14 protein-coding genes are annotated in these 15,304 nt (G+C 64.9%); 6 read left to right on the top strand and 8 right to left on the bottom strand.

What is annotated here, in order from left to right; all coding sequences use genetic code 11:
• Window positions 1-15 precede the first annotated feature (15 nt).
• From BXY39_RS15385 to BXY39_RS15375, 3 genes are all read right to left on the bottom strand, one after another.
• On the bottom strand, window positions 16-1,221 hold the full coding sequence (locus tag BXY39_RS15385; RefSeq protein ID WP_121939773.1) for an acetyl-CoA C-acetyltransferase: 1,206 nt from the start codon (window positions 1,219-1,221) through the stop codon (window positions 16-18).
• 18 nt (window positions 1,222-1,239) lie between these two features.
• On the bottom strand, window positions 1,240-3,033 hold the full coding sequence (locus BXY39_RS15380) for an acyl-CoA dehydrogenase C-terminal domain-containing protein (protein ID WP_121939772.1): 1,794 nt from the start codon (window positions 3,031-3,033) through the stop codon (window positions 1,240-1,242).
• 117 nt (window positions 3,034-3,150) lie between these two features.
• Window positions 3,151-3,594 carry a MerR family transcriptional regulator gene (locus BXY39_RS15375; protein WP_211332285.1) on the bottom strand — a complete coding sequence of 148 codons (444 nt, stop codon included), beginning with the start codon at window positions 3,592-3,594 and terminating at the stop codon, window positions 3,151-3,153.
• 243 nt (window positions 3,595-3,837) lie between these two features.
• Between BXY39_RS15375 and BXY39_RS15370 the strand changes: the two genes are divergently transcribed.
• From BXY39_RS15370 to BXY39_RS15360, 3 genes are all read left to right on the top strand, one after another.
• The gene (locus BXY39_RS15370) at window positions 3,838-4,191 is read left to right on the top strand and encodes an Mpo1-like protein (protein WP_121939770.1); all 354 of its coding nucleotides are present in this window, start codon (window positions 3,838-3,840) and stop codon (window positions 4,189-4,191) included.
• 281 nt (window positions 4,192-4,472) lie between these two features.
• Entirely contained in the window at window positions 4,473-5,414 is a 942-nt protein-coding gene (locus BXY39_RS15365) for a sulfite exporter TauE/SafE family protein (RefSeq protein WP_121939769.1), read from the top strand.
• Window positions 5,414-6,223 (top strand): TIGR02186 family protein, encoded by an 810-nt coding sequence (locus BXY39_RS15360; RefSeq protein ID WP_121939768.1) that lies wholly within the window; start codon window positions 5,414-5,416, stop codon window positions 6,221-6,223. Before BXY39_RS15365 ends, BXY39_RS15360 begins: the two co-directional genes overlap by 1 nt.
• A 54-nt stretch (window positions 6,224-6,277) precedes the next feature.
• On the opposite strand, the gene BXY39_RS15355 is transcribed toward BXY39_RS15360, so the two are convergent.
• Entirely contained in the window at window positions 6,278-6,568 is a 291-nt protein-coding gene (locus BXY39_RS15355) for a sulfurtransferase TusA family protein (protein WP_245999300.1), read from the bottom strand.
• Between the two features lie 337 nt (window positions 6,569-6,905).
• On the bottom strand, window positions 6,906-7,142 hold the full coding sequence (locus BXY39_RS15350; RefSeq protein WP_147453606.1) for a hypothetical protein: 237 nt from the start codon (window positions 7,140-7,142) through the stop codon (window positions 6,906-6,908).
• Window positions 7,143-7,490: 348 nt separating this feature from the next.
• Here BXY39_RS15350 and bioB point away from each other — a divergent pair, with 348 nt between their 5' ends.
• Window positions 7,491-8,567, top strand: coding sequence for a biotin synthase BioB (gene bioB / locus BXY39_RS15345; protein ID WP_121939766.1), 1,077 nt, complete (start codon window positions 7,491-7,493; stop codon window positions 8,565-8,567).
• Between the two features lie 1,034 nt (window positions 8,568-9,601).
• On the opposite strand, the gene BXY39_RS15340 is transcribed toward bioB, so the two are convergent.
• On the bottom strand, window positions 9,602-10,102 hold the full coding sequence (locus tag BXY39_RS15340) for a VOC family protein (RefSeq protein WP_121939765.1): 501 nt from the start codon (window positions 10,100-10,102) through the stop codon (window positions 9,602-9,604).
• A gap of 95 nt (window positions 10,103-10,197) precedes the next feature.
• Between BXY39_RS15340 and BXY39_RS15335 the strand changes: the two genes are divergently transcribed.
• Both BXY39_RS15335 and BXY39_RS15330 read left to right on the top strand, forming a co-directional pair.
• Complete coding sequence (locus BXY39_RS15335; RefSeq protein ID WP_121939764.1) at window positions 10,198-10,752, top strand: PadR family transcriptional regulator; 555 nt, start codon at window positions 10,198-10,200, stop codon at window positions 10,750-10,752.
• 899 nt (window positions 10,753-11,651) lie between these two features.
• Window positions 11,652-12,845 carry a serine hydrolase domain-containing protein gene (locus BXY39_RS15330; protein ID WP_170163878.1) on the top strand — a complete coding sequence of 398 codons (1,194 nt, stop codon included), beginning with the start codon at window positions 11,652-11,654 and terminating at the stop codon, window positions 12,843-12,845.
• Window positions 12,846-12,922: 77 nt separating this feature from the next.
• Here BXY39_RS15330 and BXY39_RS15325 read toward each other — a convergent pair whose 3' ends face one another.
• Window positions 12,923-14,134, bottom strand: coding sequence for a DUF547 domain-containing protein (locus BXY39_RS15325; RefSeq protein WP_121939762.1), 1,212 nt, complete (start codon window positions 14,132-14,134; stop codon window positions 12,923-12,925).
• Between the two features lie 362 nt (window positions 14,135-14,496).
• Window positions 14,497-15,216, bottom strand: a complete 720-nt coding sequence (locus BXY39_RS15320) for a Bax inhibitor-1/YccA family protein (RefSeq protein WP_121939761.1) — start codon at window positions 15,214-15,216, stop codon at window positions 14,497-14,499.
• Window positions 15,217-15,304: the final 88 nt, after the last annotated feature.

Here is a 15,304-nt window from a genome sequence, read left to right as displayed (position 1 = left end):
TCTTGCCGCGTTGAATTAGACGCGTTCGATGATGGTGGCGGTGCCCATGCCGGCGCCGATGCACAGGGTGGCGAGCGCGGTGGACTTGCCGGAGCGTTCCAGTTCGTCGAGAACGGTGCCCAGGATCATCGCGCCGGTGGCGCCGAGCGGGTGGCCCATGGCGATGGCGCCGCCGTTCACATTGATGTCGCCGTGATCGATGTCGAGGGCTTCCATGAAGCGCAGTACGACGGATGCGAAGGCTTCGTTCAGTTCCCACACGTCGATGTCGCTTTTGTCCATGCCGGCGCGCTTCAGGGCCTTTTCAGCGGCGAAGGAGGGGCCGGTCAGCATGATGGTCGGCTCGGAGCCGATGGAGGCCATGGAGCGGAAGCGGGCGCGGGGCTTCAGGCCGAGCTTTTCACCGATTTCCCTGGTGCCGACCAGCACGCCGGCGGCGCCGTCGACGATGCCGGAGGAATTGCCGGCATGGTGGACGTGGTTGATGCGCTCGATCTCGGGATATTTCTGGATGGCCACATTGTCGAAGCCGATGTCGCCGACCTGGGCAAAGGAGGGCTTCAGCGCGCCGAGCGACTGCATGGTCGTCTCGGGCCGCATGAATTCGTCGTGATCCAGCACTTCCATGCCGATGACGTCCCTGACCGGCATGATGGACTTGGCGAAGCGGTTGTCGTCCCAGGCGGCCTTGGCGCGGTTCTGGCTTTCCACCGCGTAGGCGTCGACGTCGTCGCGGCTGTGGCCGTATTTGGTGGCGATCAGGTCGGCGGAGATGCCCTGCGGCACGAAATAGCTGTCAAAGGCGACGGCCGGGTCGACGGGCCAGGCACCGCCGTCGGAGCCCATGGGCACGCGGCTCATGCTTTCGACGCCGCCGCCGACGGCCATGTCGGCTTCGCCGGACATGACCTTGGCGGCCGCGATGTTCACCGCTTCAAGGCCGGAGGCGCAGAAGCGGTTGATCTGAAAGCCGGCGGTGGTTTCGGCATAGCCGGCATTGATGGCGGCGACGCGGGCGATGTCCGAGCCCTGTTCGCCGACCGGGGCGACACAGCCGAGGATCACATCGTCGACATTCTCGGTGTCGAGATCGTTACGGTCGCGCAAGCCTTCCAGAACCTGGGTGGCCAGCTGAATGGGGGTGATTTCGTGCAAGGACCCGTCCTTGCGGCCCCGGCCGCGCGGCGTGCGCACGGTGTCGTAAATATAGGCTTCCGTCATGATCAAGCTCCCTCGGGCTTAAAAGTTGGCGGCGTCAAGCGCCATGACATCGTCGGCGCCGGCCTGGATTTCGGACAGCAGCGACGCGGTTTCGACAAGCCGGCGTTTCATGTAGTAGCGGCCGGTGGTCAGTTTGTTCTCGTGGAATTGGGGATCCTCGCTGCCCGCGTCCAGTGCTTCCTGGCTGGCTTTGGCGATTTTCGCCCACATCAGGCCGAGCACCACATGTCCCATCAGGTGCATATAGGGCACGGACGCGGCGCCGGCATGATCCGGATTGCCCATGGCGTTCTGCATCAGCCACATGGTCGCCGTTTGCAGATCGGTCAGGGCCTTGGACAGCGGGCCGGTGAAATCGGCCAGTTTTTCGGTGTCCTTGTTGTCGGAAATGAAGGTGCCGACATGTTTGAAGAAGGCTTGGACGGCGCGGCCGCCATTGGCCGGCAGCTTGCGCCCGACAAGGTCCAGCGCCTGAATGCCGTTGGTGCCTTCATAGATCATGGCGATGCGGGCGTCGCGGACGAACTGTTCCATGCCCCATTCGGCGATGTAGCCGTGCCCGCCGAACACCTGCTGGGCGTTGGTGGCGTTTTCATAGCCCTTGTCGGTGAAGACGCCCTTGATGACCGGGGTCATCAGGCCGACCAGATCGTCGGCTTCCTGGCGTTCCTCCTCGGTCGCGGCCTTGTGCGACAGGTCGACGAGCAGGGCGCCCCACAGGCCGAGCGCCCGCGCGGCCTCGTTGAAGGATTTGCTGTTCAGCAGCATACGGCGCACATCGGGGTGGACGATGATGGGATCGGCCGGTTTGTTTTCGTTGGCGGCGCCTTTCAGGCTGCGGCCCTGGATGCGGTCCTTGGCATAGTCGAGGGCGTTCTGGTAGCTGACCTCGGACAGGCCGAGCCCCTGAATGCCGACACCGAGGCGGGCGGCGTTCATCATGATGAACATGGCTTGCAGGCCCTTGTTCGGCTCGCCGATCAGATAGCCGACGGCATTGTCATAGTTCATGACGCAGGTGGAATTGCCGTGGATGCCCATCTTTTCCTCGATCGAGCCGCAGGAGACGCCGTTGCGCTCGCCGATGCTGCCGTCGTCGCCCACCAGATATTTCGGCACGACGAACATGGAGATGCCCTTGACGCCTTTCGGGGCGTCGGGCAGGCGGCCGAGCACCAGATGGATGATGTTTTCGCTCATGTCATGTTCACCGGCGGAGATGAAAATCTTGGTGCCGGTGACGTTGTAGGCGCCGTCCTCGCGCGGTTCGGCCTTGGTGCGCAGCAGGCCCAGGTCGGTGCCGCAATGGGGTTCGGTCAGGTTCATGGTGCCGGTCCATTTGCCTTCGATCATTTTGGGCAGATATTTGTTTTTCTGCTCGTCGGTGCCGGAAATCTGGATGGCGGCCATGGCGCCCTCGCTCAGGCCCGGATACATGGCCCAGGCCATGTTGGCGGACACGCGCATTTCCTCCATGGCGATGCCGAGAACGTGGGGCAGGCCCTGTCCGCCGTATTCGGTGGGCTGGGTCAGCCCGGTCCAGCCGGCCTCGATATACTGGTCATAGGCGTCCTTGAAGCCTTTCGGCGTGGTGACCGAGCCGTCCTCGTGGCGCACGCAGCCTTCTTCGTCGCCGCTGCGGTTCAGGGGCTGCAATTCATTTTCGCAGAATTTCGCGCCTTCCTCGAGGATGGCGGACACCAGATCGGGGGTGGCGTCGCCGTATCCGGGCAGGTTGGAATATCTGTTGATCTGAAGCACGTCATTCAGAATGAACAGCATGTCTTTGACGGGGGCTTTGTAACTGGGCATCTGCTTTATCCTTCAGCCTTGATAGGGTCGTGTTGTGGGGTCTTGATGGTCGGGATTTCGGGGTTGCTCGGGGTTTCGGGTGTGCGGTCCCGTGGGGTCGGGGGCGCGGCGCCGGGGTCAGGGCGCGCGGATGTCGGCCGGTTCGCCGGTATCCTCGCGGACCCATTTGCCGGTGTCGGGGTTGAGGACCAGCCGGTCCAGGAGCCCGCAAAAATCATCCAGTTCGCGGATGGTGGTGTTGATGTCGTCGCGCTGGGCTTTCAGGGCCCGGATACGCTCGCGGCATTTGTCGATGGTGATGCGGCGCTGGGTTTCGCGTCCGTCCCCCAGATCATAAAGGTCGAGCATCTCGCCGATTTCATTGAGGGAAAAACCGACCCGGCGGCCCCGCAGTATCCAGGCCAGCCGGACGCGATCCGGCTGCATGTAAACGCGGTTCTGACCCTGGCGGTCCGGGGACAAAAGGCCCTGATCCTCATAATAGCGCAGGGTGCGCGCGGTCACGCCGAACTCGCGGGCGAGATCCTTGATGGTGTAGGTTTTGCTGTCTTTATCGGGCATGCGCCCTCCCTCGCACTGCATGCCGGGGTATATAGTTGACGTTTACGTAAACGTCAACTCCGTTCCGGTCCCTCTTCCACCCTACGCTGTAATCCCTTATAATTGCTGGACGTGTCAGTTTGATGTTACCGTGACGGCCGGTACACCGCGGCGTGCGTGCGGCCGAAACCGGCGGTAAAGCGCGCGACTCGGCACCGGTTCGGTACCGGTTTCACATTGGGGAACGAGAGGGAGGGACGCACCATGGCCGCGCCCGCATTTCAGACGTTCGGCGAATTTTTTCCATACTATCTGGCCGAGCATGCCAATCCGACATGCCGCCGCCTGCACTATATCGGCACCACGCTGGGGACAGCGGTCGCGCTGGCCGCCGTTTTGACCGGCACATGGTGGATGCTGATTTTCTATCCGCTGATCGGATACGGCTTTGCCTGGGTCGGTCACTTCCGGTTCGAGCGCAACCGGCCGGCCACCTTCGATTATCCGCGCTGGTCGCTGATGGGCGACTATAAAATGCTGTGGCTGTACATGACCGGACGGCTGGACGACCATCTGCACGACGCGGTGAAGAAATACGGCAAAATCGCCCACGCGTGACACCGCGCATGGCAGAGGGGGCGGCCCTGTCGCGGCGCCCGCAAGGCCCCGGATAGGCTCGGTATGGCGCCCCTATCGCGTTGGCATCGGGCCGGCCGGTCTTCGGCGGGGCACCGCGCGGCAAAGGCCATCGGTGTTTAACCGCCGCCATCCCATTGCAACACCGGCGCTTTCTGGGTAACACTTGCGGGATGAGGGCGGGGTGCCTGCCGTCCTGTCCCCTGAACAATGGCCCTGTCGCCTGCCGGCCGTGGCCGGCGGCTCTTGGATCGCCCCAGCTTATGCAGCTTTATTTGCCCATTGCCGAGATGTCCATGAACGTCTTTCTCGTCGTGGGGATGGGCGCGCTGGTGGGATTTCTGTCCGGCATGTTCGGGGTCGGCGGCGGGTTTCTGATGACGCCGCTCTTGATTTTCGCCGGGGTGCCGCCGACGGTGGCCGTGGCGACCGAGGCCAACCAGATCACCGCCGCCTCCGTGTCCGGCGCGATGGCGCACTGGCGGCGCGGCGGTGTCGACTTCAAGATGGGGCTGGTGCTGACCGCCGGCGGGGCGATCGGCGCCTTTCTGGGGGCGCGGGTGTTCGCCTGGCTGCGCCTGCTCGGTCAGGTGGACCTGATGATCAGCCTGGCCTATGTGCTGTTTCTGGGGTCGGTCGGGCTGTTGATGCTGATGGAAAGCGTGCGCGCCATCCTCAGGGCACGCGCCGGGGTGCAGCCGCCGCGCAAATCGCGGGCCGAACGGCACAAGGCCTGGATCCACCGGCTGCCCTTCAAGATGCGCTTCCGCAAGTCGCGGCTGTTCATCTCCGCCCTGCTGCCCCTGTCCATCGGGCTGGTGGTGGGGGTTCTGGCCGCCATCATGGGGGTCGGCGGCGGTTTCATCATGGTGCCGGCGATGATCTATCTGCTCGGCATGCCGACCAATGTGGTGGTCGGGACCTCGCTGTTCCAGATTATTTTCGTCACGGCGCTGGCGACCGTCTTCCATTCGGTCAACACCCAGACGGTGGACATATTGCTGGCGGTGCTGCTGCTGTGCGGGGCCGTGTTCGGGGCGCAGGTGGGCGCGCGTGTCGGCCTGCGCCTGCCGGGGGAACAGCTGCGGGCGCTCTTGGCACTGATGGTGCTCGGGGTCGGGGTGCGCATGGCGCTCGGCCTGGTGCTGGAGCCGTCGGACCTGTACAGCGTCAGCGATCTGGCGGACCTTGGGGGAGGGCACTGATGCGCCTGCTGCCCGCCCCGATGCCGAGACACCCGGTGCTGAGACTGCTGGTGTTAAGACTTTCGGTGCTGAGACTGCTGGCGGCCGTGCTGTGCCTCTCCGCCCCTTCCGCGGCCATCGTCACCGACCTGTCGCAGCACCGCATCGAAATCCGCTACAGCTTTGACGGCGCCGACCTGATCCTGTTCGGCACGGTCGGCGACAGCCCCGTCGATCCGCTGCGCGGCGACTTCGACGTGGTCATCGTGGTGCGCGGGCCGGAAACGCCCACCGTGGTGCGGCGCAAGGGCCGTGTCGGCGGCATCTGGGTGAACACGGACAGTGTCACCTTTTCGGCGGCGCCGGGCTATTACGCCGTGGCGGCATCGCGGCCGCTGGCGGATATCGCCGCGCCGCTGACCTATGCCCGCTCCGGCATCGGGTTTGAAAATCTGCGCCTGGCGATCGAGGGCGGCCCGTCGCAGGAACGGATGAAGCCCGACTTCATGGAGGCCCTGTACCGGCGCCGCACCGAGGCCGGCCTGTACCGGCAGGAGCTGGACACGGTGACCATGGTCGGCCAGGGCCTGTTCCGCACCGATGTGCGCCTGCCGGCCAATGTGCCGGTGGGCGAGTTTTTCGTCGACACCTTCATTTTCCAGCAGGGCGAGCTGAAGGGCCGCAACCGCATCGACCTGACCGTCGACAAGGAAGGCTTCGAGCGCGCCGTCTTCACCTTTGCCAATGTGTTTCCGTTTTTCTACGGTCTGGCCGCCGTGATGATCGCGCTGATGGCCGGCTGGCTGGCCAGCTTCGTCGGCCGCAAGTAGCCGGGGCGTACGGACATACCGCGACAACGCCACTGCGTGTCGGGGCGCCGCGTATCAGCCAGTCTCCGGCGCCGCCGTCTGTGCGCCGTCCGCCCCACCCTGTGGGGCCGCACCCTTTTCGATGTGAAAAACATAGGTGCCGTCGTCCCGGTCGGCGCGGATCAGGCGGTGTCCGGCCATGCGGCAAAAGGCCGGAATGTCGTTCAGCGCCGCCCGGTCGGTCGCCACCAGTTTCAGGACCTGGCCCGGTGCCAGCTCGGCCAGCGTGCGCCGGGCACGCAGAACCGGCAGCGGGCAGGCCAGCCCGCTGGCGTCCAGAAGCGTATCGAAATCCTGTCCGGTCACGACGCACTCACAGCACGGCGTTTCGGGGGTACGGTGCAACGTTTCGGGGGCGGTGCCTCTGCATGGGACATGTTTCTCACAGCCTGTGGTCTTCTTGGGCCCTGTTTAGCAAAGCCGGTTTAGCAAATCTGGGAGGGAACGCCAATGTGGGCAGTCGGGCGCGGTGTTCGGTGGCACCGTCAATAGTAACAGGGCCTGAAAAAGGCGTGACCCGCCCCTGGGTGCGGGGGCGGGTCACCGACCGGGATTGGGTATGTCCCGGTCACGGGCGGGATGTTGGGTGCCGGGTGCTGAGTGCGATCCCGCCCGTATTCTGTCTTGCTTCAGTGCACGCGTCTCAGTGCAGGGTGGGGCTGTTGCCGGTCAGATCCTCGCGCATGACCTCGGCCGCGCGCGTGGCCAGATGCTCGTGAATGGCAAGCCAGATACCCAGCCCTTCCTTGTCGCCGAGCGCCCGCATCTTGTTCAGCGCCATATCGGCGACGGACAGCGCCCGCGCACCGAAATTCTTGAACAAATTTTCAGCGACGATCCCGTAATAGATATCGGGGTCGAACGGGAGGGGCTGTTGCATGATCCGGTGCTCCTTGAAACGGGTGACGGGCGGTGCCTGTGTCCGGCTGTCTTGCACGGGTAACAGCAACCTCCGTGCCAGATTGCAGGCGGCGCCGGCCGGCCGTCAGGGGTGCAGGGACCGCCTGACTTTCCGACCGGCGCACGGGCCGGAGAGGACCGTTGCCGCACCCCGCCCCGGAAAGCCTTGCCGGGCACCGGACGGGAACGGCGGGCAGCTCTTGCCTGTGGGGGGAAGACCTTGCCGCGTGCCTCGCGCAGGCATCGCGGGACTTGACGCAAGGCCCGCCATGCGCCAAGCCTGCGGAGCGCCAGGCATGTTCCAGGAATGTTTAAGGAGACTGTTCCGATGACCGAGCAAACCGCCATAGAGACCGGCACGCCCCTGGAGGCCGCACCGCAAGGCCCCGAGGGCGTCCACCAGCGCCCGGACGGGCAAATACGCCATGACGGGTTGCGCCATGACGGGTTGCGTCAGGACGGGCTGCGCCATGACTGGACCGTGGCGGACATTCTGGCGCTGTTCGAGCGTCCTTTCCTCGACCTGCTGCATGAGGCGCAAACCGTCCACCGGCGGCATCACGCGCCGAACAGGGTGCAGCTGAGCCAGCTGAAATCGATCAAGACCGGCGGGTGCCCCGAGGACTGCGCTTACTGTCCGCAGGCCGCGCGCTACGCCAAGGATACGGGCCTGAAGGCGGAAAAACTGATGGAGGTCGAGCGCGTGCTGGCGGACGCGCGCGCCGCCAAGGCCAACGGCGCCAGCCGCTACTGCATGGGCGCGGCCTGGACCAGCCCGAAAGACCGCGACATGGACGCGGTGATCGCCATGATCCAGGGCGTGCGCGACCTGGGCATGGAAACCTGCGTGACCCTCGGCATGCTGACGGGAGCCCAGGCGGACACGCTGAAGGCGGCCGGTCTCGACTATTACAATCACAACATCGACACGTCGGAAGACTATTACAAGGAAATCATCACCACCCGGACCTACGCGGACCGGCTGGAGACGCTGGCCCATGTGCGCGCGGCCGGCATCCATGTCTGTTCCGGCGGCATCGTCGGCATGGGGGAAACCCGTCAAGACCGGGCCGGCATGCTGCAAACCCTTGCCAATCTGCCGGAACACCCCGAAAGCGTGCCGATCAACCGTCTGGTCCGTGTCGAAGGCACGCCCCTGCAGACGGAAAAGGACCTGGACCCGTTTGAATTCGTCCGCACCATCGCGGTGGCGCGCCTCATGATGCCACGGTCCGTCGTGCGCCTGTCCGCCGGACGGGAGGAGATGTCGGAAGAATTGCAGGCCCTGTGCTTCATGGCCGGCGCGTCGAGCATTTTCTACGGCGAAACCCTGCTGACGACACCGAACCCGGAAGGCACGAAAGACCAGCGCCTGTTCGCCAAGCTGGGGCTGGAGCCCGCCTGATCCGGGAATTTTTGCGCTCACGCAAGGGCCGCTGGTGCGGCCCGCTCCGCGAGGGCGGCCTGACCGATGCTTGTTTTTCGCTCACGCAAGGGCCGCTGGTACGGCCCGCTCCGCGAGGGCGGCCTGACCGGCCGGGGCGCCGTCGCGCCCTGGGGTGGAGTTTCAGGTGGCGTACGGTTTTCCGGCCATTGCCGCGCGCGCAGGGCTGTTTATGCGGTCCGTTCCACGAGGCTGCCTGACCGGTGTCTGTTTTTACGCTCATGCAAGGGCCGTTATCCCGGCCCGCTCCGCGCGGGCGGCCTGACCGGCCGGGGCGCGGTCGCGCCCTGGGGTGGAGCTTCAGGTGGCGTACGGTCTTCCGGCCATTGCCGCGCGCGCAGGGCCGTTTATGCGGTCCGTTCCGCGAGGCGGCCTGACCGGTGTTTGTTTTTACGCTCACGCAAGGGCCGCTGGTGCGACCCGCTCCGCGCGGGCGGCCTGACCGGCCGGGGCGCCGTCGCGCCCTGGGGTGGAGTTTCAGGTGGCGTACGGTTTTCCAGACATTGCCGCGCGCGCAGGGCTGTTTATGCGGTCCGTTCCGCGAGGCGGCCTGACCGATGCTTGTTTTTCGCTCACGCAAGGGCCGTTACACGGCCCGCTCCGCGCGGGCGGCCTGATCGGCCGGGGCGCGGTCGCGCCCTGGGGTGGAGCTTCGGGTGGCGTACGGTTTTCCAGACATTGCCGCGCGCGCAGGGCCGTTTATGCCGTCCGTTCCGCGCGGGTGGTCTGGGCGACCGGGTGCGGCGGTCGAAATCCTGTCTTCATGTCCACCGCGCGCGGATTAATCCGGGTACAGTATAGGGTTTTTTGCAGGGCCGGCCATTTGCAAACCCCTGTGACATAAAGCTTTCGGGGATATGCCCGCACAGTTCGGGGGTCTATACCGTCCCTGGGTTTCGGTGCCGTGATGAAAAGCGGGGGCGGTACAGGAGGGGGGGCGCCATAGCCGGCGGGAGGCCGTTGGCCTTGGTCAGCCTGCGCGTGCGCCGTTAGCGTCACCCGTCCACGTCGTCACCGGTCCGCGCCGGTTCGGAAAAGCCGACCAGATTGCCGGCGGGGTCGCGGACATAGACCTCGCGCGCGCCATAGTCGGTGACATGATCGGGCACTACCGTTTCGGCGTCCGGCAGCGCGGCGAGCACGGCGTCAAGGGACGCGACCTCGAGAAAGACGATGGAGCGCTGTACGCCGTCGACCGCTTCGGGTGTCTGCGCGCGCGCCAGGGTGAAGGACTGGTACATCAGTTCGACCGTCCCGTCGGTGAGGATGGCGAAGCCGAGGCCGTCGCCCTCGGGCACGGTGACGGTCGCGGTCATGCCGAGGGCGGTCCAGAAATCGACACAAGGGGCGACAGCGTCGGCCAGCAGAATGGACGTCACTTTTTGATAGCGGATCACGGGGTCCTCCTTCGGGTCGGCGGCCGTGACGGCCGGGGCGGACAGGGCGCACGCGGCCCCCATCATGGCGGCAAGGCTGGCGATAAAAAAGCGTTTCATGGGGGATCATCCTTAACTAGTCTAAATGATACTAGACATCCTTCGCCGCTGTCAAGACAGTGGATGGAGCCCGTGATCCCTGCTAATCGTGAGCCATGCGTCTGACACCCTGCGATCTCGTCGTGCTTTCGACCTTGCTGTATGACGGCCCCTTGCATGGCTATGAGGTGGCGCAGCGCCTGGCGCAGAGCGATGCGGCGGACTGGGCGCCGGTGTCGCGGCCGCAGATTTACTATTCCCTGAAAAAACTGGCGGCGGGCGGCTATCTTGAAGCGGTCAGCGACACGGAGCCGGCGCGCGGGCCCGACCGGGTCGTCTACAAGCCGTCCGGGGAGGCCCTGCCGGCCCTGCGCGCGGCCCTTGCCCGCGATGACTGGGTGCGGCGCGACCCGCCCGCGCCCTTCGTGACCTGGGCGGCGCTGGCGCTGCACGGCGACGATGCGACCGTAAAACGCCAGCTGGCCCGCCGCGCCGACCATCTGGACAGCGACATCGCGCGGGAGGAGGCAACGCTGATCGCACTGGAAAGCGCCCCCGGCCGGGACGCGGCGCTGGCGCGGGTGCTCGTGCGCATGGCGATTGCCCGGATGCGGGCGGACCGGGACCATCTGGACGATCTGAGACGGGTTCTGACCGGCGACACCGACTGACAGAGGCCCGCAGCGCCCGCCCACATCCGGATGAATCCGGGGACAGTATATGGTTTTTGCGTGCCCTATCAGGCCCAACGGCCTGAACAAAAGGGGTTTCAGAGCAAGAGCGGACGGGCCGTTGCGCTGTGCTATCCCCGTTTCCATATAGTGGAAAAATCCGGTGACAGTATATGGATTTTCACCCGGCGCGACCGGCGAGACCGGTCATACCCGTCCGCCCGTGCTGCGCGCACAGGCGCGTTATCATGGCCCGCTCCGCGCGGGCGGCTTGACCGGTGTCTGTTTTACGCTCCCGCAAGGGCCGTTATCACGGCCCGCTCCGCGCGGGCGGCCTGACCGGTGTCTGTTTTTACGCTCCCGCAAGGATCGCTCTTGCGATCCGCTCCGCGCGGGCGGCCTGACCGGTGTCTGTTTTACGCTCCCGCAAGGATCGCTCTTGCGATCCGCTCCGCGAGGGCGGCCTGACCGGCCGGGGCGCGGTCGCGCCCTGGGGGAGTGCGCTCATGCTCCGGGGGGGGAGTTGGAACTCTGCCTTTCATATCCTCCGCCGTTCATGTCCCCCGCCGTTCATGTCCACTGTGCCCGGACCGGGCGCCGGACCCGTACCCGGTCGCTGACGGTGACGGTGGCGGTGGCGGCGCGGCGCAGAGCGGATAGATGGACCATTCCACTCGTCGCTTGTGTCCATGCGGCTGAGGTTGCTGAGCCGTCCAAATATATGCTCACCGGCGGTATGGTCGCGGTGGTGGGCTGGAGAGCCCCGCCTCGTACCATATCGGTTCGACCCGGACGGGATGATCAGGGGCGGCACCGGCCGCTTCGCGCCTGCCAAAGGGGGCGCTTGTGCCCTGCTGCCCTTCGAGCTTAATCTATCTTTGAGCGAAAGGGAGACCGTAATGGTGCGAAAAGGATATGCGTTTATCGCCGCCACGCTTCTGGCCGGGTGCTCGCTTGCGCCGCCCGACGCGGAGACGGCGTTCGGGGAAGTTGCCATCCCCGGCGACGGCAGCCGGTCGGCGATCGGCGAGATTGTCGCGGCGCATAACGTCACCACCGCGCTGATCGGCGTCATCGACGGCGGCGCGCTGGTGTGGACGGCGGCCTACGGCCAGGAGGCGCCGGGTATACCGGCCGACATCAATACCCGCATGAACGTCGCCTCGATCACGAAGACCGTCGTGGCCGAGACGGCCCTGCGGCTCGCGGACGACGGCGCGATCAACCTGGATGAGCCCATGGCGGACTACTGGGTCGATCCGGATATCGCAGGCGATCCCCGCACGCAGAAACTAACGGCACGCCACGCCCTGACCCACAGTACCGGCTTTCCCAACTGGCGCTTCTTCCGGGCCGACGGCACGCTCGTCTTCATGCACGACCCGGGGGCCGCCCACAGCTACTCGGGCGAGGGGATGGAGTATCTTGCCCGGTATATGGAGGCGAAGCTTGACCGTACCCTGCCCGAACTGGTCACGGCGGAGGTCTTCGAGCCGATCGGCATGATGAACAGCGCGATCGCGGCGAACAGGGAGGCGACAGGCGGGCTTGCCCAACCCCGGGACGCCGACGGCACCTTCTACGGCTATTTCTGCCGCCCGCCCCGCCAGGGCGGGGCCTGCCTGCGCGACGGCAGCTACTCCGCCGCCGGCGGTATGAGCACGAGCGTGCCGGACTATGCCGCCTTCCTGAAATCGGTCCTGCGGAGCGAAGGGTACGGCGCGCCGCTGGCGGCGGAGCGCAGCACCGTCCTCGTCGCCGAGGACGGCGACGACGCCATCGTCAGATGCACGGAGGAAGAGCGGAGCCCGTGCCCGACCGCGCAGGGCTACGGGCTGGGATTCGAGATCCTGACTTATGATGATGAGACCGTCATCGGACACACGGGCTGGGACTGGTCGGAGCTGACCGCCGCCTACGCTTACGAGGAAAGCGGCGACGGCGTGATCGTCCTGCTGAACACGCAGCCGGAGAGAGGACTGCCCGCCATGACGGCGATCCTGCGTCTGCTCGACCCCGCGTCGCCCTTCCTGGCGCAGTTCGAGCGATGGGAGAGGCGCGAGGCGGCGAAGGCGGCGAAAGCGGAGGAATAGATCGGGCGGGGCCTGGGCCGGTTGCGGTGAACACCCGCACGGTCTGGTGTCACCGGTCAAGGGTCAGCGGCCTGGGGTTAATGGGCGGGGTCGTCGGGCTTTTCGGTTTCCTGTTTTTTGTCGTCCGGCTTTTCATCGCCCTTTTTTGCGTCGTCGTCTTTGTCCGCGTCGTCCTCTTCGTCATCCGGGGCGCTTTTGCCGTCGTCGATCCGCTCGATACTGACCCGGCTGTCACGGCGCAGATTGCGCAGGCCGATTTCTTCCAGGAACAGGGATGCGTAGGTGGGCAGGGTGTTGCGCACATCTTCCATGCCGCCGAAGCGCAGGCGGATTGTCTGGCCGGAATAGGAGGTGTTCGAGTAGGGCCGGCCATTGTAGATGTCGGCGATGTTCCAGTCATAGCGGCTGGGCAGGAACTGGCGTGTGCGGACGAGACCGTTTTTCACGTCCCGGCGGGCAAAGGAGCGGATGTGGTGGCGCAGATCGCGCTCGAAGTCGGGAAACAGGCTGGCGAAGCGGTAGTAGAGCGACGATACCTTGGCCGTCGACCCCCAGAAGGCGATGCCGCGCAGCGAGTTGACGAATTCAAAGGCGTTGTCTTCCAGGTCATTCCAGACGGTTTCGCCGTAAAAGGATTTGGGCCGCAGGTTGGGGCCGCCGATTTCGCCCTGAAACAGGCCGTACAGCACGCGGGGGTCGGGCCAGCGTGTGACGATATAGTCTTCGATGGATTCGATCGAGACCGGCTTTCCGGCGATGGTCAGCCGGGGTTTGGACCATGCCGTGCTGTGAAACTTGTTCAGTTTGGAGATGGGATAGCGGGTCACCACCGCCTCATAGACCATCAGATTGCGCAGGTTCAGCCAGAAGGCCAGTTGTTCGTCCGCCAGCATGCGGTCGTAATCTTCAGGTTCGCCCAAAATGGCGAGGTCTTCCAGCATCTGGCCGACATAGCGCTGATCGTCATCATCCATGTGATGATAGAAGACGCGGTTGGCTTCCAACCGTGTGATGGAGGCGGGGCCCCGGCTGATCCTGGAGCCGGTCGGCGGCGGGGCGGGCCGCGCCACCTGTCTGTCCGATTGGCCGGTGACCAGAACGACGCTTTCGAAAATTTCGTCGATATAGCGGTAATCGACGATCAGCGGATCGTCATCGTTGGCCCGTGCCGCTGCGGCGACCAGCAGGGTAGCAGCCAGAGCAGTGGTCAGGGCAGCAGTCAGGGCGCCCAGGGCCTTTTGCCAGGGCGTCTTTGTCATGTCGGTGCGGGCGGTGGGCCCTTTCGGCATATTGGCGTCCTCCGCGTTCCGGGCATGGTATCACACCGGAAGCCTTATGACTGCACTGCGCGCAGTGCCGGTCCACCGGAATGATACCGCATTGACACCCTTGCGGGTACATGTTTGCGGCACGTGTCCCCTGTCACGGCATTTCCCATGGGTCGTGCGCGCGAGGCCGGTGGGCGCTTTTCCCCGTATGGCCCCCGTATGGGACGGCATCAGAGTGAAACAGTATAGGGCGCCCGTTTAACGCCGCATGAATGCGGGCGGGGCGCGCCGCCCGCCCGCCGGCTGTAGCGGCAACGGAAAAGCCCGGCGCCTGAGAGGACGCCGGGCTTTTCGCCGTGGATCGTGCGGTCGCGCAGGCGGTATTATTCGCGGCTTTGCCCGAAGAAACGCAGCAGCATCAGGAACAGGTTGATGAAGTCGAGATACAGGTTGAGGGCGCCCATGATCGCACCCTTTTTCACCATCTCGCCGGTTGCCATCATGTAATAGCTGTTCTTGATCCGCTGGGTGTCATAGGCCGTCAGGCCGGCAAACACCAGAACGCCGACGACGGAGACGATGAAGTCCAGCATGGTGGATTGCAGGAACCAGTTGACGACCGAGGCGATGATCAGGCCGAACAGGCCCATGATCAGAAACGTGCCCAGGCCGCTCAGATCCTTTTTGGTGGTGTAGCCGTAAAGGCTGAGCGCCCCGAAGGAGGCCGCCGCGACGAAGAAGGCGCGGGCGATGCTGGTTCCGGTATAGGCCAGGAAAATAGACGACAGCGACAGGCCCATGACGCCGGCGAACAGCCAGAACAGGAGCTGGAGCGTGCCGGAGGACATTTTGTTGAGGCCGAAGCTCATCGCCAGCACGAAGCCGAGCGGTGCCAGCATGACCACATAGGCCTGCGGTCCGCTGAAAATGGCGTTGATCATTGTCGGGCTTTGACTGACGAGCATGGCGATAACGCCCGTCAGCAGCACGCCGGAGGCCATGTAGTTATAGACCTTCAGCATGTAGGCGCGGAGGCCTGCGTCAAATTCGGCCGTGCGCGCCGTCGTATCCGTGCGATAGGCCGTTGAATACCGTTCAGCCATTGTTTTCCTCTTTATACCCTTTCCAGGTTTTCATCGTTTGCCGGGTTGGTCTCCAACCGGCGGACAAAGGCAATTGATCCTAATATGG

Origin of the sequence: Eilatimonas milleporae (assembly GCF_003688555.1) — a bacterium.
GTDB classification, from domain to species: Bacteria; Pseudomonadota; Alphaproteobacteria; order Sphingomonadales; family Kordiimonadaceae; genus Eilatimonas; species Eilatimonas milleporae.
The sequence above is the reverse complement of the archived record's forward strand: the minus strand, read 5'-3'. Positions and strand labels throughout refer to the sequence as shown.